11 protein-coding genes and 1 tRNA gene are annotated in these 18,607 nt (G+C 46.1%); 2 read left to right on the plus strand and 10 right to left on the minus strand.

The window, feature by feature from the left end; all coding sequences use genetic code 11:
- Positions 1-7: 7 nt before the first annotated feature.
- From BUR09_RS10170 to BUR09_RS10200, 7 genes are all read right to left on the minus strand, one after another.
- The gene (locus tag BUR09_RS10170; protein ID WP_074216825.1) at positions 8-526 is read right to left on the minus strand and encodes an NADH-quinone oxidoreductase subunit C; all 519 of its coding nucleotides are present in this window, start codon (positions 524-526) and stop codon (positions 8-10) included.
- The gene (locus tag BUR09_RS10175; protein ID WP_074216826.1) at positions 519-1,043 is read right to left on the minus strand and encodes a 4Fe-4S dicluster domain-containing protein; all 525 of its coding nucleotides are present in this window, start codon (positions 1,041-1,043) and stop codon (positions 519-521) included. The genes BUR09_RS10170 and BUR09_RS10175 overlap by 8 nt, the downstream gene beginning before the upstream one ends.
- A 7-nt stretch (positions 1,044-1,050) precedes the next feature.
- The gene (locus tag BUR09_RS10180; RefSeq protein WP_074216827.1) at positions 1,051-1,488 is read right to left on the minus strand and encodes an NADH-quinone oxidoreductase subunit B family protein; all 438 of its coding nucleotides are present in this window, start codon (positions 1,486-1,488) and stop codon (positions 1,051-1,053) included.
- 11 nt (positions 1,489-1,499) lie between these two features.
- Positions 1,500-2,459, minus strand: a complete 960-nt coding sequence (locus tag BUR09_RS10185) for a respiratory chain complex I subunit 1 family protein (protein ID WP_074216828.1) — start codon at positions 2,457-2,459, stop codon at positions 1,500-1,502.
- 2 nt (positions 2,460-2,461) lie between these two features.
- Positions 2,462-6,247 carry a proton-conducting transporter transmembrane domain-containing protein gene (locus BUR09_RS10190; RefSeq protein ID WP_074216829.1) on the minus strand — a complete coding sequence of 1,262 codons (3,786 nt, stop codon included), beginning with the start codon at positions 6,245-6,247 and terminating at the stop codon, positions 2,462-2,464.
- Between the two features lie 1,844 nt (positions 6,248-8,091).
- Entirely contained in the window at positions 8,092-8,490 is a 399-nt protein-coding gene (locus BUR09_RS10195; protein ID WP_074216830.1) for a methyl-accepting chemotaxis protein, read from the minus strand.
- Between the two features lie 589 nt (positions 8,491-9,079).
- A tRNA-Leu gene (locus tag BUR09_RS10200) sits at positions 9,080-9,165 on the minus strand.
- A gap of 247 nt (positions 9,166-9,412) precedes the next feature.
- On the opposite strand from BUR09_RS10200, the gene BUR09_RS10205 reads away from it, so the two are divergent.
- Together BUR09_RS10205 and BUR09_RS10210 are read left to right on the plus strand one after the other, a co-directional pair.
- Positions 9,413-9,916, plus strand: coding sequence for a hypothetical protein (locus BUR09_RS10205; protein WP_074216831.1), 504 nt, complete (start codon positions 9,413-9,415; stop codon positions 9,914-9,916).
- A gap of 376 nt (positions 9,917-10,292) precedes the next feature.
- Complete coding sequence (locus BUR09_RS10210) at positions 10,293-11,882, plus strand: glycerol-3-phosphate dehydrogenase/oxidase (RefSeq protein ID WP_245796726.1); 1,590 nt, start codon at positions 10,293-10,295, stop codon at positions 11,880-11,882.
- Between the two features lie 120 nt (positions 11,883-12,002).
- On the opposite strand, the gene BUR09_RS10215 is transcribed toward BUR09_RS10210, so the two are convergent.
- The 3 genes from BUR09_RS10215 to BUR09_RS10225 form a co-directional block, all read right to left on the minus strand.
- Positions 12,003-13,952, minus strand: a complete 1,950-nt coding sequence (locus BUR09_RS10215) for an LTA synthase family protein (protein WP_074216833.1) — start codon at positions 13,950-13,952, stop codon at positions 12,003-12,005.
- A 239-nt stretch (positions 13,953-14,191) separates the two neighbouring features.
- Positions 14,192-15,796 (minus strand): SulP family inorganic anion transporter, encoded by a 1,605-nt coding sequence (locus tag BUR09_RS10220; protein ID WP_074216834.1) that lies wholly within the window; start codon positions 15,794-15,796, stop codon positions 14,192-14,194.
- Positions 15,797-16,186: 390 nt separating this feature from the next.
- Positions 16,187-18,316 carry a SulP family inorganic anion transporter gene (locus BUR09_RS10225; RefSeq protein WP_074216835.1) on the minus strand — a complete coding sequence of 710 codons (2,130 nt, stop codon included), beginning with the start codon at positions 18,314-18,316 and terminating at the stop codon, positions 16,187-16,189.
- Positions 18,317-18,607: the final 291 nt, after the last annotated feature.

An 18,607-nucleotide genomic window follows, 5' to 3' on the forward strand; every position in this document is an offset into this window, starting at 1 on the left:
AGTTCTCCTATCCTTTTTCACCCATAATTTTTTCCCACAGTGCGTTGGTAGACGCGCTGTTGGTCATGGTGGAAAGAGGAACAAGGCGTTCCATTGCTTCAGACTGTACAGCCTCGTGCAGGAACAGCGGACGCGGGTTAGGGTGGTTAGCTACAGTAATGCCGTAGCTTTCAGCCATTTCGCGTTCAGTCCAGTCAGCAGACTTATGCCACTGAGTAATAGAAGGCACAGTCGGCTCAACACCAGTAGGCAGTACGGTGACAGTAACGGTAAGGCCTTTCATAACAAAGTGGTAACACACTTCGTGGAAGGACTTTGCGTCTTCTGCTTTAGCGTTGCATGCAGAAACGGTTACCAGACGACCTTCAGGCAGGATTTGTTCTGCAAGTAACGGAAGGTCTTCAACATCTTTAAGAGTAATCCAAGCGAATTCGTTCTCTTTAAGGTCGGTTGTCCAGCTAAGTTCTGCACCTTTAGGCATAGCTTCTACGAGTTTGATCACTCGCTGTTTCATTGCATTAATCATGGATTTGAGCTCCAAACTGCTGAGCAGCTTTCTGTCTTCTGCACTCAGGACAAAGACTGTAGATGTTCTCGAGTTCTTTAGTTGCTGTACCGTAAATGTGATCAAGCATTGCATGCGGCATATGCGGCATTGGCTGATTACATTCGGAACAACGTGCGTATGCGATGAACTCGTGTTCTTTCATCTTGTATTTGTCTTCGTTGCGGTGCGCTGTAGACCAGTTGTTGGTCAGACGGATTGCATCAGTAGGACAGTAGTGCTGGCAAAGTCCGCAGAAAGTGCAGGTGTTATGCCATACATAAAAGTCCTTACCGGAGCCGTCTTCGCGCTCTACCTGCTTGATTGCGTTTCCTGCGCAAACAGTTGCACAGACACCGCAGCCTACACAGGATTCAGGGTCGACAGTGACCTTGCCGCGAAGGCGAGCCGGGGTGAAGGTCTCACCGAACGGAAACGGATCAGTGGACGGGCCTTGTTTCAGGTTGTTCCAAAGAACTTTGAAGATACTAAGCACCATTACCCCCTTAGATCCGTGTTTTCCAAATATCCAATGCCATAGCTACACCTTCAAGAATAGCCTGAGGGCGAGGAGGACAACCCGGTACGTTCACATCAACAGGAATAATCTCGTCCAGCATAATCGGTACAGAATAGCTGCCACGGAACACGCCGCCGGAAACAGGGCAAATGCCTACAGCAACGGTTACCTTTGGATCTGGAATCTCTTCGTATACACGCAGCACCTTTTCTTTAACCATGGAGGTTACAGGGCCGGTGATAAGAACAATATCAGCATGCTTCGGGCTGCCGCAGTATTTGCAGCCGAGGCGTTCAACGTCGTAGCGTGGAATAAGCGCGGTAGTAGCAAGTTCAACGTCACAACCGTTACAGGAGCCCGCGTTAATACGGTACAACCACGGAGAACGGACAGCCTTGCTTTTAATAGCATCAATAATAGACATATCAGCTTTCCTTATTTGAGCAGAAGGGTCAGTCCAAGACTCACGTATGCAAGCACTGACGGGTACTTGAGGTAGAACTTGAAGGTCTGGTCAGTACGCAGACGTCCGGTCGCAGTGCGAACAATGGTAACGGACACAAGCATGAGCATGAAACATTTGAAGATGAACCATGCGAGGTTTGCCAGAGCGCCACCCGGGATTGTGCCCGGGAAGAAGAGTGCAACGCCGAGACCCATAACAACAACCAGCTTGAGCGCGCTCATGAGGTTGAACATAGCGAGTAACGGACCGGAGTACTCAAGCAGTGGGCCTTCAAGCAATTCCGGCTCAGCTTCCGGAAGGTCAAATGGAACTGCGCCCATTGTGCCCGGAATAAAGCAGAGGAATGCGATGAAAGCAGGAAGCATGCTCAGGTTAAAGCCGAAGGAGCCGTTTTCATGCTGGTACGCTACAACCTGTGCAAGGGAGAACTCAGAACCGTCTGCACCACCTGCTTTGAGTGCAACAGTAAGAAGCACAACAAGCAGAGGAATTTCATATGCAAACATGAGTACCATTTCACGGGAAGTACCGATTGCACCGTACGGGGAGCTGGAAGCGGAACCTGCAAGCATGAATGCAATTGCAGGAATCGGCAGCAGGTACAGGAGCATCAGCATGTCACCAAGACCGGTAGCACCGTTCCATACACCCGGAACTGGGATAAGCATGGCTGCTACCATCATACCCATGAAGCCGAACACAGGAGCAAACTTGAAGATTGCTTTGTTTGCGGTGTCAGGGATGATTGTCTCTTTCTGGCTCAATTTAATGATGTCGTAGAAAGGCTGGAGGATCGGAGGACCTACGCGGCGCTGGAGGCGCGCGCAGATCTTACGGTCAAAACCTTTCAGCAGAAGTCCCAGAAGCAGAGCAAAGAGTCCGCCAGGGAATATGAGTAAGTGAAAGCTATGTGAAAGCATATCTAACATGACTATTTATTCCTTCTACCGGAAAGGAACTCAGCTGGAAGGTTCAGCCACTGTTCCAGAACGGTCAGTGCAGGTTCGTAGAAGTTTGAGCCGCTTACATGAGATTTTTCAGGGCTGATGTCATTTACACCACAGCTGTGGGTATGACAGACACGCTCTGTTTTGCTCATGAGAGAGAGGATCAAACGAGCCACACCGTAGGAAATTGCCATCACGAGAGCACAGGAAATTGCGTCCCATGCGCCGGAACCGGTAGCGATGCCGCCGAGGTTGATGTCGAGCGGTGCGAATCCGGTAGATTCGATGATGGAGTTAACTGGTGCCAGAAGCATACCCGGGAACACGCCGAAGAATACGGACGCGCCAGCGAGAATTGCCATTGGCATACGCATAAGTTTTCCTACCTCGGTAACATTTTCGAGAGCCGGATTCAGCTTGCCGAAGAATGCGGAGTGCAGGAACTTGATCATGTATGCAAGGGTAAGCACGGAGCCTGAGAGTGCGAGCAGTGCAAGCAGTACTTCGCCTTCAGCCATAAGACCGTGGTAGAGCATCCACTTGGAGGTAAAGCCGCTAAGTGGCGGAACACCTACAGCAGAGAATGCTGCGATTGCGAATACAGTAAGTGTAAACGGCATCTTGCGACCAATGCCGGAAAGCTCGTCGAGCGTGTCAGCATGGGTGCGGTACATGATTGCGCCTGCTGCGAGGAACAGGAGGTTTTTAAAGAACATGTGGTTAACAAAGTGCATCAAACCGCCGGATACGGTCAGCGAGGTAGCCATACAGATACCAAGCAGAACGTAAGCCATCTGAGAAACGGTGGAGTAAATAAGCACGCGTTTAATAGATGTCTGCATTACTGCTTTAAGAGCAGCGTAGAAGATAGTGATGCCTGCAACCCATGAGAGAGTGTACATGATTGCCGGCTGCGCCCAGTAACCGGATTTGCCTGCAAAGAATCCTGCACCGCCGATGATGAAGAAGAGCTTCATGAGGCCGAAAGGACCTGTTTTCAGCAGTACGGAGGAAATGTAACCGGAAACCGGAGTCGGTGCGGTTGCAGGGTGCATCCAGATATCGATTCGCAGCGGAAGCATTGCAGCTTTCATGGCAAAGCCAAGAGCGATGAATGCCATTGCGTACATGCCAGTGGAGCCTGGCAGAGTGCTCAGCGCCTGTGCTAGTTCACCGAATCCGAACACGCCGGATTTTGCAGTGAGCATTGCTACGCCGAAGAACATGAAGGATGCGCCAAGAATGTTAAATAAGAAGTACTTGAAGCCTTCTTTAAGAGCACTCTTGGATTCTTCATGAATAATGATGGAGTACAGCGGCCAACTGGACATGATCTCCCAGAAGAGGAAGAATGTGAAGATGTTGGAGCTGGTTGCTACACCTAGAAGACCGCCGATCATCAGCAGGAACAGGGTGAAGAAACGCCACTGGGTGTGGCTGTGGTCCATGTAGTTTGCAGAGTATACAACGTTGAGAATACCCATGAGGATAATAAGGAGGCTGTAGCTGATGCTAAGCGCGTCCAGAGAGCCCCATGAGAAACCAAGGCCGATAAAAGCAAGAACCAGAACTGCAACTGAACCCCATGCAGATTTTTCCAGATTGTCACGCATGATGTATGGAACAACTGCGCCGACCATTGGGATAGCTGCGTAGAGAGGCCAGCCTATCGCTAAGTCTGGCAAAGGCTGAACAGCAACTTTGCCTGCTGCAAGCAGAGATTGCATAACAGGAGCTACAATTGCCAGGTTAAGCTGTGGGAACACACCAAGCATGAGAGATGCTGTGGCAAGTACGCCCATAGGGATAAGGCAGGTAAGCGGAGCTTCTGCAACAGGCTCGCCTTCGTATTTTTCAAAGAAGAGGATACGGGCAAGACGAGTGTAGTATACAACAGCCATCAGTCCGCCTGCAAGGATCGTAGCTGCTAACAGCGGCTGGCCTGCTTCGATTGCTGCATAAACCATGAAGAATTTACTTACGAAACCTCCGAATGGCGGAAGTCCAATAATACCCATGATACCGACAAACATGCAAAGACCGGTAAGCGGCATTGCGCGTCCCATACCTTTGAGCTTGCTGATGGTGTATGTTCCAGAGCGCAGGATAAGCATACCGACGCCAAGGAACAGTAAGTTTTTCATGATTGCATGGTTCACGACGTGTGCCATGGAACCTGTAAGGGAAAGGTATGTGCCAAGACTGAGCACCATTGCAATCTCACCGACTTGCGCCATGGTGGAGTATGCGAGCATGCGCTTAACATTTTTCTGCATAAGTCCCATGACTTCTGCAAATAAAAAGGTTGTTGCGCCGAGTACGGTGATCAGTGTTGTGGTATCAAACGCGCCTTCCTGGTTAAAGTATCCGGCTCCGAACAGGGCAAAGCATACCATAAGCATGCCGTAGATACCGGTCTTGGTAAGAATACCGGAGAGCGGGCCGGAAATGGAGGAAGGTGCCACAGGGTGGGCAGCAGGCAGCCAGCTGTGGAATGGTACGAGACCAGCCTTAACAGCAAAGCCGAAGAAACAGAGTAAGGTAGCCATGCCTGCAAGAGCAGGGCTGATGTTTCCTGTTGCCTGAGCAAGGGTAGCAAATTCAAAACTACCGGTTGCGCTGTGGAGAAGGAAGATACCGAACAGTAGTGCATATGCACCGGCTGCACACATAAAGAAGTATTTAAAGCCTGCTTTAAACGCGTCTTCAGTTTCTTCGTGGATAACGAGGAAGTAAGAACTGAAGGTCATCAGTTCCCAGAAGCCGTACAGAGCGCCAAGATGCTGTGTAAGGGTGAGACCGATGAGGGAGCCCTGCATAAGAAGCAGGAAGAACCAGTAGCGGGTTGCGTTTTCCTTATGAATGTAGCCGCCGGAGTACACGGTAACAACAAGGCCGATGCCAGCCATAATGCAGGCAAAGAGCTTGGAGAGAGCCGGTACATCAGCAGAAGCGGTAAGTACAAATGCTACTACGGAAAGTGTAGTTGCGAGTACGAAACGCCAGTCGAAACGCTTAATTGCTTCTGGAACGTATTTAGACGGAATAAACAGCAGGAAGGCACCAACATATGGAAGAGTTGCTGCAAGCGGCCAGTGCACTTCGAACTGAGGAATAGCTGCCTCAGCTCCGAAGGTTGCAACGACTGCATGGATAAGCTGCTCCGGAAAAACGTGTGTAATAGCAACAACAGCGCCCAATAGGATGGTGATACCACCAAGGATGGTTGGGATAGCTGGTTTGCTATCTGCGTCTTCCGGTGCTTCGAAGCAGATGCCTTGAACAATTTTGATGGTGTACCACAGTGCAATACAGTTGCCGACGAGCATCATGATTACTGGGAGGTACATTTCTGCACTGACAAGTCCGTATGTCAGCGCCAGTTTGCTTACCGCACCTTTGAATGGAGTAAATCCAATTGCTGAAAACATGGCAAACCCGAACAAGCCTGCGAACAGCGGTGAACGTTTGAACGCACCTCGCAGGTTGGTAAGGTCGAGAGAGCCAAACTGCTTTGCAAGCCCGAAAAGTGCAAAGACAGCCAGAGCCCTGATAGAGATCTGGTAGAAAAGATGTAATGCAGCGCCTGCATTACCGGAGATTGTTCCTGTCCCAAAACCGGCAAGGACAGCCCCGATTTCCGCAATGCTGGAAAAAAGGAGAACAGTTGTTAATTTGTTGGACTGCTTACATGCCCAAAACTGAGCAAGCAGAAGAATTAAACACCCAATGTAGACTGAGAAGTGAGAAGTGGTAACTTCAAGTAACATGCAATTCTTGCTCCTTATGAAAGAAGACCATACCGATTGCCCGGACGCACCTATGGCAGGTACATCCACGGTATACTTCCAATACAACACAAGGGAACCCCATTTCCCTGTTCATAGCACAAGCTATGCTCTGGTAGTGTTGTTGTTTCTTTCAATCCGAATCCAGTTCGCCGTCGCAACACGGCGCAGCACTTCCTGTATATCGAACTGTTCATCGGCATGTTGCCCTTTATGCCTGGATGAAGCAGTCGGATGCATGACACTTTTTCAGATTGTACAGGTCGGCACTCCCGACAATTGAAATCGTGTGATGAAGTAGCTGACAGCTCGTCAGTTCTTTTGTTTGGTGACTACCTTCGAAGAAGGAAAAGAAAATTGAGCCCATAGGATGCGATTGTGAGAGATTTCATAAACACAAATCTAATTGGCAATATAGTTCTTTTACACTTCTTTACAACTGAATGAGTAATCAAATAAACAATTTAGTGGCTTTTAAGCTCTTTTTCTGAGCAATTTGGTACGCTTTTAAAAAGAGTGGTGTAGCACTTGTCTGGTTAACTTGCTGTAATCTATCGTTTTATATGCAAAAGCTCTGATTGCCATGTTGGAGTGCTTTTGTGAAACGATGTTTGTACCCATTTACTTAAGGGGGTTTGGTCTCATGGATTAGTGGATTGATGTATTCCCTTGTTTGATCACGCAGTGAGTCTATAGCTTTTTTTGAGTGATCGCACAATATTTCTTTTTTGCACGGATTTACGCTGTAAGTAGCTAAAAACAAGGGTTTTATCTTGTTAGTGTCTACTTATGCTTAAGAAGGGGAAATGGAAAAAGCTAATAATGTCTGATGGCTGAGGTGAGAAAAAAAGAATGTAAAAAAATTTCTCAGAGCAGCAGTTGTGTATAAAATTTTTTTATTGTGGAATGTGGTACATAGTAAAAAGAGTTCTATGAGATAAAAATAACTGTAGTACGAAGAAAAAGCGTTTTTCTTTTGAAAATTGCATTGAAAAAGTGATGCAATAAAAAAAATATATGAATAAAGATGCAAAAAAAAAATGTACAATTTGCCATTAAATTTGTTTGATCTTAAAAATAAAAAGAGAAAGAAGCCTATCTTGGTAAGGTTTGTTTATAGCGACTGGGTACAAATGATGAAAAGGTTGTAATTGTAAAGTATATGAATTTTGATGCATAGTGATAAATGTCACAATCTTAAGATTGTAATTAATAGCTCTTGATTTCAGTAGATTGTATTATTCTTGGTTGGTGTGTGTGGTCTGTGTGTGGGATTATCTATTTGAAATGTAAATAAAAAATATAATAAATAACAATTTTAAGAGTGGTATCCCACTAAAATTGTGGGAAAAAGGTTGCTATTCCAAGATGGTATGTGATACTTTTCACATGAAAGAAAAAATCTACGTTTTCGAACAAATATGCAAGGCACACCGCATAATATTTCATATGGTTAACGCCAAATTAATCATATACTCGAAAATGTCACCAATGGATTTATGTAATGTATGAGGCTGGCCTGTGGGCCGGCAGGAAAGCCTGATCATAGATGTGCGTGATCAGGCTTTTTGTTTGAGAGGTAGTGGGGAGAGCGCTGTCTTGATCAGTGTGCTTAAAGGTCTCTGTTTGATGTAGATGGTCGTTAAGTCGCGCAGTGTCTTGTTAAGTTTACTGAACTCACTGGGGGTTACTGCCAATACTTTCACTATTTTTTCGGATTCTTCTGTGGTTGCGCCTGTCTCTGTGGCAACTTCATTAATAGCCGGTACGCTTCCCAGAATGGTTAGCTGCTGGTCAGGTGAATTCTGGAGAATTGTGCGTTAGCTCTATGTGTTCCCCCATTGATGTGGACAGAGACGTGATGCCTTTAAGCGTGTGGATGAAGCGGCAGTAAGTTTTATGCTTTCTGCAACTGCTTCCACTGCAGCGTTTGTGTTGGTGATATTGCCTGTTGTCTGGCTGCGGAAAGCGTCAATGCTTCTGTTCACAGTTGGTGTCGCGTTCATTGTGCGTTCTGCAAGCCTACGTACTTTGTCAGCGACAATAGTAAAACCTCGTCTCGAATCTCCCGCCCGTGCAGCTTCAATTGCTGTGGTCAGTGCCAGCAGGTCTGTCTGATCTGCGATTTCGCTTATTCCCCCGATAAGGTTTTGATGTCGGCGGTCTGTACTCAAGCCTCTTGCGTGCTTTCTTTTGGTTCGCTTGAAAGGTTCTGCACTCTGCATGACTGACGTAGTCTGTTCCATCTACTGGGGGGGGCGATGAGTTGTTTGTCTATGTCGTACAGCGGAACGTAATTTATACGGACTATAGGTGTGGTACTTGATGGTGTTGTATACTTGTTCCATGTTCACGACAGCCTGCTGTTCACGCGGGCTATGTTGAGGGGGTTTTGCTGTTTTCAAGCAGGGCGGCTGCAGGTTTGCTTATAAAAAACTCAGGTTATTGTGTGGCCTTAAATAGAGTTGTGAACTGGGTGTTGGTAACTGCAATTCTCTTTTTTTATCTATGATGATGTGCGGAGTTGTGTAAACGAGCTTTCTTCGAGGCTGGCTGCTGCGGTGTGCATGCTGTATGTGCCATAGAGAGTAGAGGGAGAAGATCGGTACAGATGGGAAAAAGGGTGAGGTGGTGCGAAGCCGTATTTTTTCAGTCATGTTGTTTGCGTTATTAGTGTGGTGAGGTTGATAGGTCATCTATGTTGCAGGCTGGTTAACGTCCCGTGAAGGTATTGCTTTCTATGTTAGGCGTTCTTGAAAAAGAAAAAAGGGCAAAAAAAAAGATCATACTTTCGTATGATCTTTTGTAAGTGCATGGTGCCCAGGGGGAGACTCGAACTCCCACGGGCGTGGCCCACTACCCCCTCAAGATAGCGTGTCTACCAATTCCACCACCTGGGCACTTATATGAGCTTCGCTAGTGCGTCGCTCTGAGGTTGCGCTAAGCTGTTCTTCCTCAGCGCGGAAATGTGTTTATGTGGATTGAGGGTGTTTGGCAAGCTTTTTTTTTATTTTTTTTAAGAAAGTATAATCTCGCTCAAAATATCATGGAAGAAATCCCCTTGGATTAGGGTAGAATTATCTGTGTTTCGTGTCCTTACACGAAACAGATGGGGAAGAGACACACATAACAATCAGGAGATATTTCATGAAGTTGGTGCGAGTTTTGATGGTAGCGATTGCAATTACTTGTATTGCTTCATCATCAGTTTTTGCAATGCAGCAGGATATGATGATGGCGCAACCGATAATGACAGAAGGCATGGCCATCATGAAGGTGTCGTCGAACTGCTCTATGGAACCAATAAGGATGAAAGCAGGCCAGATGATGTCTATGAAGATGGACAATTGTTTAAAAATGAAAGGTCTTTGTATGCCGATGATGGTTATGCAAGGCTGTATGATGAAGATGCCGATGATCATGGAAGACGGTAAGCTGATGCCGATGGTAAGAACCATCTCTGATCAATACGTAGTAGACGGTATGTTGATGGAATGTTTGATGATGCCGGTTGTATTGGATAATTGCATGATAGCTATGGTGCCTGTGATGATGAAAAATGGCCTGTTGTATCCTATGATGATGAAAAAAGGCATGCTGACGCCGATGAGGAAACCGATAATGATGAATAATAGGTGCTCAAAGAGATAGGCTTTAGTTCCACACTTTTTTTGCTTTGAACACCCTGCTGTGGCGGGGTGTTTTTTCTTTGGGATTGAGTAGAGTCTAAATGTTCTTGAGGGACTTAGTATTGAATTGGGATGGGGGAGAGTAGCCGTTTGGATAAATGATCGGCAACTAGTTTAGGGACAGTATGAAGTTGCTTAGTTGGAAAACATCCGGTCAGTTGCCCACTATATTAGCTTTGACAAAAAATAAATTAAGTAGAGCAACTGGAAAGGTAGTATGAAAATTACTGGGGTTATCTAACTTGCTGCACACAAAAGTACGCCTGAGGTGCTTCAGCGAAATATCTTACGGGGTGTTTCTACCGTCGCCCGTTAGGTAGAAACAAAATTACTAGGAGATGCATGTGCAACGTTCAGAATCATTAGAAAGAATTGAAAGTCAGGATATATGGGATATTCTTATTGTCGGGGGTGGTGCAACCGGTCTTGGTACTGGTGTTGATGCAGCGTCACGAGGATATTCAACAGTTTTACTTGAGGCGGCGGACTTTTGTCAGGCCACCTCCAGCCGCAGTACTAAATTGGCGCACGGCGGCGTAAGGTATCTTGAGCAGATGAACTTCTCGTTAGTATATGATGCTCTGCATGAACGTGGACGGATGCGTCGCAATGCACCGCACCTTGTGGATGACCGGTCTCTCATTGTTCCGACATACAGCAGGTGGGAAACATTCTATTATGGAATTGGACTTGTTCTGTATGACCTTCTTTCAGGTCCGTTCAGTTTTGGACGTTCCTACCCGATGGTGCGTAACAGCGCCTTTCAACATGTGCCGGGGTTGAACCCTGTGGGCGTAAGGGCAGGTGTCCGGTACCATGATGGACAGTTTGACGACTCTCGTTATGCAATGACGCTTGCATTGACTATGCATGAGCTGGGCGGTTGTCCTGCAAACCATATGCAGGTTATATCACTTGTAAAAGAAAACGGTAAGGTTCGTGGTGTCGTTGCTGCCGATAAACTTACTGGCAAAGAATATACAATCCGTGCCCGTTCCGTTGTAAACGCAACGGGAATCTTTACAGATATATTACGACAGATGGATAGTCCGGCTGTAAAACCGATTTTGCAACCAAGTCAGGGTATCCATTTGATGCTCGATAAATCTTTCTGTCCGGGTGAAACTGGTATCCTTATTCCTAAAACAGATGATGGTCGCGTTGTATTTATTCTGCCGTGGCACGATAAGCTGATTGTCGGCACTACGGATACTGAGGTTTCCGGCCCTGAGATGGAGCCAAAAGCTACATCTGAAGAAGTAGACTTCCTTCTTGAACATGTAGGCCGGTACCTTGCTCGCAAGCCGCAGCGTAAAGATGTGCGAAGTGTGTTCAACGGTATACGCCCGTTGATCAAAGAAGGCGGTGCGGATGGAACGTCTGCTTTGTCCCGTGATCATCACCTTACGGTGTCTGATTCTGAACTGGTGACAATTGCAGGTGGTAAATGGACAACATACCGAAAAATGTCTGAAGATGTCGTCGATGTTTGTGCAAAAACTGCGCATCTTCCTGAAGTGAAATGTCGTACAAGCAATATGCCGTTGCATGGTTGGACACGCGACTTTGAAAAAGACGATCCATTCCGTGTTTACGGGAGTGATGTGCAGTACTTATATGATATGATGGATGAAGATGAGACTCTTGTGGAATTCCTGCATCCTCGTCTTCCATACCGTAAGGTGGAAGTTATATGGGCTGTGCGTTCAGAAATGGCTCAGACTCTGTATGGCGTGCTTGCGTTGCGCACGCGTGCGCTTCTCCTTGATGCCGCGGCAACGATGGAGGCTGCACCGGAAGTAGCACGACTTATGGCAGCTGAACTTGGGCTTACTGGAGATGAGGCTGAAAAATGGGTTGATACAGAGCTTGCTGAGTTTGATAAGATTGCATCACAATATGTTGTAGGCAGTTGTTGTGAGCTTTAAATAATAACGGATGAAGCCCCGCTTCTACTTGTAAGCGGGGCTTTTTTTATGGGGTCGTAATCAACAAATTATCGTTGGCTACAGAGATAGGCAGAGTTCCTACAATGATAATACGATAGGTTAGTTGTCGATGGTTTTGAGTAATGAGTCGTTGTTTAATTTGTTTTTATAAACCCATGCAGCATTCTGGTAGTACGATATGGCTTTTTGCACGAGCGGGTCTTTGATAGAGCCTTTCACGCTGCTGATAGCTGTTTCATCTTTAATGGTCTGAACCTCAATGCTTTTTTTAGGTCCCAGAATCGCCATGCGCTTTCCATCAAATAATCCGAGGAATTGGTAGTTTCCAATAAAAGCTCGGCCTTCGTCCGGGGCCATTCGGGCAATGTCTTTGCCATAGAAGAAAGAAGGGTATGACCAGTTGAGCAGGCCGAGGATTGTTGGTGCAACATCAATCTGGCTTGCAAGCGTATCTACCAGCTTAGGTTCAATAATTTTAGGTGCGTATATCCACATCGGGATTCTGTAGCGTCGAACGGGCAGGTTTTCGCGGCCTGCACTGCTTGCCTGATGATCCGCAACAAAGATGAAAATAGTGTTGTCGAACCATGTTTTTTTCTGCGCTTTTTTCAGGAAGTCGCCAATAGCCCAGTCGCTGTATTGAACAGCTCCTGATCTTCCGTAACCTGAAGGGATAGATACACGGTTGTCCGGATAAGTGTATGGACGGTGGTTTGATGTGGTCATTACATGAAGGAAGAAAGGCGTGTTCGCACTTACAGATTTGTCAGCAGTTTTGATTACCTGATCGTACAAGTATTCATCAGCCATGCCCCAAGCATTTTCGAAGCCGATTTCTTCTTTTGGTACAGAGGACTGGTCTACGATTGTGTAGCCGTTTCCGGAGAAGAACTCGTTCATATTATCAAAATATCCCCGACCACCATATATATAGTAGCTGTCGTATCCTTTGGATTTAAAAATACGTCCAAGCGAAAGGTAGCCTTTCTCGTTACCGATACGTTTCACAATGGAACGTCCCGGTGTCGGTGGAATGGAAAGTGCCAAAGCCTCTAGTCCACGGGTAGTACGAGTTCCAGTAGCGTAGAGTTGGGTGTAGAACTGCGCTTTTGAAACTAGAGCATTCAGGTTTGGAGTAATGTCTTCTTTCATTCCGTAGCGGGAAAGGTAGTTAGGAGTTAGGCTTTCAATCGTAACGAGAATCACGTTGTATTGTTTTTCTTTTTCAGCGTCTTTGATTGATCTGAATATGCTATGCTTGTTTTCTGATACAAAGTGGTTTGTGGTGTTAGAGAGATCGTTTCGAATTAAGCTGGTAGAAGTTTCTTCATCTATAGACGGGTAGAACTGATAGAAGTCCAGTTCGTTGTTTTTAAATGCAGAAACGAACTGATAAGGGCCGTTTGCTGCCAGTTCCTTTTGGTAGGTGTTGTCAGAAAAATCACGTAATCCACTGGTCAGGAACAGACCGCCTGTAGTTGCAATAAGTATGACTCCGGCAAAAGGAATCAAGTTGGATATAAATGAGTTGCGAGCTTCGAGCGCACTGTTGATTAAAGAACGGAAGTAATACGTCAGTGCGCCGGAGATAACAGCAAGTGCAGGAATGATGATAAAAACAGGATATGATTCAATGATGTTGTCGACAACTTCTTTGCGGTAAATAAGGTAGTCAACTGAGATGAAGTTGAAGCGTACACTGAATTCATCCCAGAAGAAAAACTCTGCTGTAGCTCCAAAAATCATAATAAAGATCGTGAGAAAGAATGCCCCGTACATAACGTATTTATTAGGCTTGGAGTGCCAAATGAGTTTGGGCGCAAAGGTGATGTACAAGCAGGGAAGAATTGTAGCGAATGAGAAGAAGCAAAGATCGAAAAGAAATCCGACAGAGAATATCTTAATGATTTCTAAAATAGATGGGGCTGCCTCATTCCAAGAATAAATGAGTAATCCCAGTCGCACCAGCGTCCAAAGGGATATTGAAATAATAAAGGCTAACAAAACGGCGCGATATCTGTGAGAGCCCGTTGTTGGTTGTGTGTCCATCTGATTTTTCCTTATAAAATAAGCTCTAACAGTTTGATGTAGTTACATGCATATTCATTATGCATTTATCTGGTCATGTTAGTATAACAAGGAAAAGGTCAACGCGAGGTTAAGGAGTTTAGCTGGGGGAAGGTGTATTGTGTTTAGGGGTTTTATGCAGATAACACGCTAAGTATCTGATGTAAAAAAAAGAGTTCACTAAATAATTAGTGAACTCTTTTTTAATCTAATGGGAATACCTACGCGGCTTCCGGCGCAATAGATTTCTGGTGTTCATGGTATCGGTCTATTGCTACGAAGTAGTCCGGATCTTCAAGAACGTTTACGATACATATTTCTTCAGCTTTTTCGATCAAGCGGACACAGTCTTTGCTCAAGTGCCAGAAGTATACAGTCTTGCCTGCACGTTGATATTGGGCTGCGAGCTTGTTGATGATTTCGATGGCGGATTGGTCCATAATTCGTGATTCTTCAAAGTCGATGACAACTTCCTGTGGATCATTTTTGACGTCAAACTTGCTCATAAAGAGTGTTGTGGAACCGAAGAATAGCGGACCGTAAATTTGGTAGTGCTTGATGCCGCGCTCATCTACGAACTTACGTGCACGGATTCGCAGAGCGTTTTCCCATGCAAAGATAAGTGCTGAAATTATAACGCCGCAAAGCACTGCAATGGCGAGGTCGTATTTCACTGTAAGAAAGGTAACAGTGATAATTACTATCACGTCCCATTTTGGTACCTTGTTCATGATTTTAAAGGTACTCCATGCAAAGGTTTTGATTACAACAATAAACATAACCCCTACGAGTGCAGCAATCGGTACAATTTCAATGTACTGGGAAGTGAAGAGAATAAAGAAAAGTAGTGCGCATGCGGCGGTGATGCCGGAAAGACGTCCGCGACCGCCGGAGGTGATATTAATGATGCTTTGACCGATCATAGCACAGCCGCCCATGCCGCCAAACAATCCGTTAGTGATGTTGGCGATGCCCTGCGCGACACATTCTTTGTTACCGCGACCATGGGTGTTGGTCAGTTCGTCAATAAGGTTCAGAGTCATGAGTGATTCAATAAGACCGATTGCTGCAAGAATGCATGCGTACGGTGCAATGAACATGAAAGTTTCTAGTGTAAGTGGAACTTGAGGGATTGCAAATGTTGGCAGTCCAGCTTTGATGCCAGTACCACCGTTTGATTGGATGAAAGAAAGTACTGTCTGGGTATCAATGTCAGCAAAGATAACTAACATAGATACGGAAAGAATAGCGATAAGTGCACCCGGTGCTTTGGGGCAGATACGAGGTACAGTAAGGAGAATAGCCATAGTGAGGGCAACAAGTCCGCACATGGTGAGCATGGCATCCCCTTGCAGAAGGTCGCCACCTACTTTGAACATTTTGAGCTGGGATAAGAAAATTACGATGGCGAGGCCGTTTACAAAGCCCATCATAACTGAACGCGGTACCATGCGGATGAGTTTGCCGAGTCTAAATGCTCCGGCAAGAGTCTGAAGAACACCAACGAGCAGAAGTGTGAAGAAAAGATACTGCAAGCCTGCATTTGAACCAGGTGTTCCAAGGGCGTTACCTTCTGCCACAAGGTGAACCATAACAACAGCCATTGCACCAGTCGCACCTGAGATCATTCCCGGTCTACCACCGAGGATAGAGGTGATAAGGCACATCATGAAGGCACCGTATAAACCGATAATTGGTGACACGCCTGCTACAAAAGAAAAAGCAACAGCTTCCGGAACCAGCGCTAACGCAACGGTGAGTCCGGAAAAGATATCTGCCTGAATGCTTCCTTGAGAGCTTGGTACCATAGAGTGGTTAGCGTCCATCAAAACTTCCTTTTATATGAGGCTGGTTGTCGATAGCTGAAGATGAACAGTATCGGAACGTAGCCGTAATCTAGTTGAAAAAATATGGATAGGTGAGCAGTCCGTTCTGTATCCAATAAAAAAGACAAGACATTGCGCCTTGTCTGAAATGCGACTGAACGGGGATGTATCAATACAAAAAAATAGCTGCCTAAGTATTGAGCGTGCGCTCAAATTGTGGCGGGAAAGGTGAATTAGGGAAGTTTGATCGAGAAGTCAATTGAATGTGTTGAAATTACAATCAATAATTTTGAAGAAGTGTGTAGGTAATTTTTAACTCGTGAACAGGCTCAACAGCTTGAACATAAAAAGCGCTTTAGTTCAAACGGTTGAGCCTGTCTCCGGGAACGCCTAGCTAGCACGAAGACATGCAGCATGGAGCGGGCTGTCTGTACCCGCATTCTCTGCACCTAAAACACTACGCTCTGTGCGCAGGGCTTCTTCGGCTGTGGCGTAGATGTTGTCTGTACCGATCTTTTCTAACAGATGAGCTTTCTGCAGTACGGTAAGAACCGTTTGGTTTGCAGAGCATATTGAAAATTCAATGTTGTTTGCATGAACTTTTTCAATAACAAGCTCCAATGCTTCCGCTCCAGAACAGTCTACATCGTTGATGCCGCCAGCAGCGAGAATGATGTGTTTCAGTGAATCATACTTCGCGATCTTTTCCGTAACGATATCCTCTAAGAAACTTGCGTTGGCGAAAAAGAGCGGGCCTTCAAACTGTATTACGGATGTGTCCTTACAGTTTTCGAGCTCCGTGATGGTTGCATCCCGTTGTGGCTGATCCTGGGGACGGGAAAGAAAAGAAACATTCGGGCGCATGCTTTTGTATAGGAACATAGCTAACGAAAGCGCAACGCCGAGCATGATGCCTTTGTCCAGATGTGGAGCGTAGGCGAGCGTTGTGATGAAGGAAATGACGGAGATTGCTCCATCGTACCACTTGATTTTCCATGCATGCACAAAGCTGGAGACGTCAATAAGCCCGAATACTGCCATCATGATGATTGCCGCTAAAACTGCCTGCGGCAAATGATAGAGCAGTGGCGTACAGAACTGGAGTGTGAGTATAACCATAATGGAGGTAAACACACTCGACATGCCGGTTACGGCACCTGCTTGAAGATTGACTGCCGAACGGGAGAACGAGCCGGAGACCGGATAGCTTTTGCCGAATGCTCCGATCATATTGGCAAGTCCCTGCCCGATAAGTTCCTGATCCGGATTAATTCGCTGCCCTGTTTTTGCTGCCATGGCTTTTGCGATGGAGATAGCCTCCATAAAGCCAAGCAGTGAAATGATGACGGCGAACGGGATAAGGTGAAGTACGACAGATAAGTCAAAGGATGGTGCTTTAAGGGTAGGAAGACCAGATGGAATTGTTCCTACAACTGCACCACCACCCATCATGGTAATAGCCGTTGGATTAATCCGCGTGTTGCCAACACGCAAGCGCCATGTCCTGCCGTCGGTATGCATGGCGGCTGGTGTCTCGTTTTGCAGATAAAACGCCATTGTTCCATCTGATAATTCAACACCGTTGAAAAGCATTTCTCGAAGTGAGCTACGAAGGTCGTGACTATAAGCTTTAACACCTGAAAGTTGTAATTCAATAGTGTTTAACCCATGTTGAATGTTCAGGGCGCGTAGCGACTCCCCAATCGCGTTGGCTTCTGAAAGTTCTTTACTGAGTTTTGTACGCTGCATAGCTAGTTCATCAGCAGCAAGCAGAGTGCTGTTGAACTCGGTGATGGTGTTTTGCACTCGCGGTGAAGCAATGGAGGCCACAGGTATATTTACGTCGTGGTTGAATCCAATTGCCCATGACAGGCAGGTAGTAATGAGTACTGCCGCCAGCACATTTGGAATCTTGGGTAGATACCGCTTACATCCGATCATGATAGCAAACGCGAGCAGTCCCATACCTAGTGTAGGGAGGTGTGTGTAGTTGAATGCACTTTCCGCTACTCTGATAAGGGTTTCGTAATGATGGCTTGCTTTGTCAACAGAAACGCCTGCTAATTTGGACACCTGAGAGGTGGCGATGATGATAGCAGCAGCGTTAGTGAAGCCGCTAATAACCGGATGAGAGAGGAAGTTAACAACAAGACCGAGTCTGAGTATGCCGAGTAAAAATTGGAACGCACCTACCATAAAAGCAAGAAGAATAGCATAGGCGATATAGCCTTCACTACCCATAGTGGCAAGTGGTTCAAGAGATGCTGCTGTCATTAGTGACACAACGGCAACAGGGCCAGTAGCCAGCTGGCGGCTGGAGCCGAAAAGAGCAGCGATTAAAGGAGTAAGAAACGATGCATAAAGCCCGTAGTACGCAGGGAGCCCCGCAAGCTGTGCGTATGCCATAGACTGCGGAATAAGAACCAGAGCTACCGTTAGCCCCGCGATAGTATCAGATCGGAGTGCCTCCGAATCATAGTCCTTAATCCAGTTCATAAATGGGAAAAGATTGGCTAGCATTCCAAAAACTTTCCTTCAGCAAACTGCATTATTCATTTTTCTTGACGAACAAAGAGGGCGCTGAGGTTCACAATACAGGTACCATGCTAGAATAGTGCAGCAGGCAATCAAGGGTCGAGAAAGCATGATGATCACATGTTTTTGGATTCGATTGTGAATAATTACTCAAGCGCGCAACTAAGGAATAGCACCATCAAACAGTGATGAAAAGTGCTTAGTTATCAGTCGCTAACGCTTATTTAAAGGTGTTTTTTGGAAAAACTCTTTTAAAACAATGTGATATGAATTTTT

Origin of the sequence: Halodesulfovibrio marinisediminis DSM 17456 (assembly GCF_900129975.1) — a bacterium.
In the GTDB taxonomy this organism is placed as follows: Bacteria; Desulfobacterota; Desulfovibrionia; order Desulfovibrionales; family Desulfovibrionaceae; genus Halodesulfovibrio; species Halodesulfovibrio marinisediminis.

Coding starts and splice junctions, on each gene's coding strand:
- BUR09_RS10170 (WP_074216825.1), bottom strand. CDS start 526: ATGATTAATGCAATGAAACAGCGAGTGATCAAACTCGTAGAAGCTATG.
- BUR09_RS10175 (WP_074216826.1), bottom strand. CDS start 1,043: ATGGTGCTTAGTATCTTCAAAGTTCTTTGGAACAACCTGAAACAAGGC.
- BUR09_RS10180 (WP_074216827.1), bottom strand. CDS start 1,488: ATGTCTATTATTGATGCTATTAAAAGCAAGGCTGTCCGTTCTCCGTGG.
- BUR09_RS10185 (WP_074216828.1), bottom strand. CDS start 2,459: ATGTTAGATATGCTTTCACATAGCTTTCACTTACTCATATTCCCTGGC.
- BUR09_RS10190 (WP_074216829.1), bottom strand. CDS start 6,247: ATGTTACTTGAAGTTACCACTTCTCACTTCTCAGTCTACATTGGGTGT.
- BUR09_RS10195 (WP_074216830.1), bottom strand. CDS start 8,490: ATGCAGAGTGCAGAACCTTTCAAGCGAACCAAAAGAAAGCACGCAAGA.
- BUR09_RS10205 (WP_074216831.1), top strand. CDS start 9,413: ATGAAGTTGGTGCGAGTTTTGATGGTAGCGATTGCAATTACTTGTATT.
- BUR09_RS10210 (WP_245796726.1), top strand. CDS start 10,293: ATGCATGTGCAACGTTCAGAATCATTAGAAAGAATTGAAAGTCAGGAT.
- BUR09_RS10215 (WP_074216833.1), bottom strand. CDS start 13,952: ATGGACACACAACCAACAACGGGCTCTCACAGATATCGCGCCGTTTTG.
- BUR09_RS10220 (WP_074216834.1), bottom strand. CDS start 15,796: ATGGACGCTAACCACTCTATGGTACCAAGCTCTCAAGGAAGCATTCAG.
- BUR09_RS10225 (WP_074216835.1), bottom strand. CDS start 18,316: ATGCTAGCCAATCTTTTCCCATTTATGAACTGGATTAAGGACTATGAT.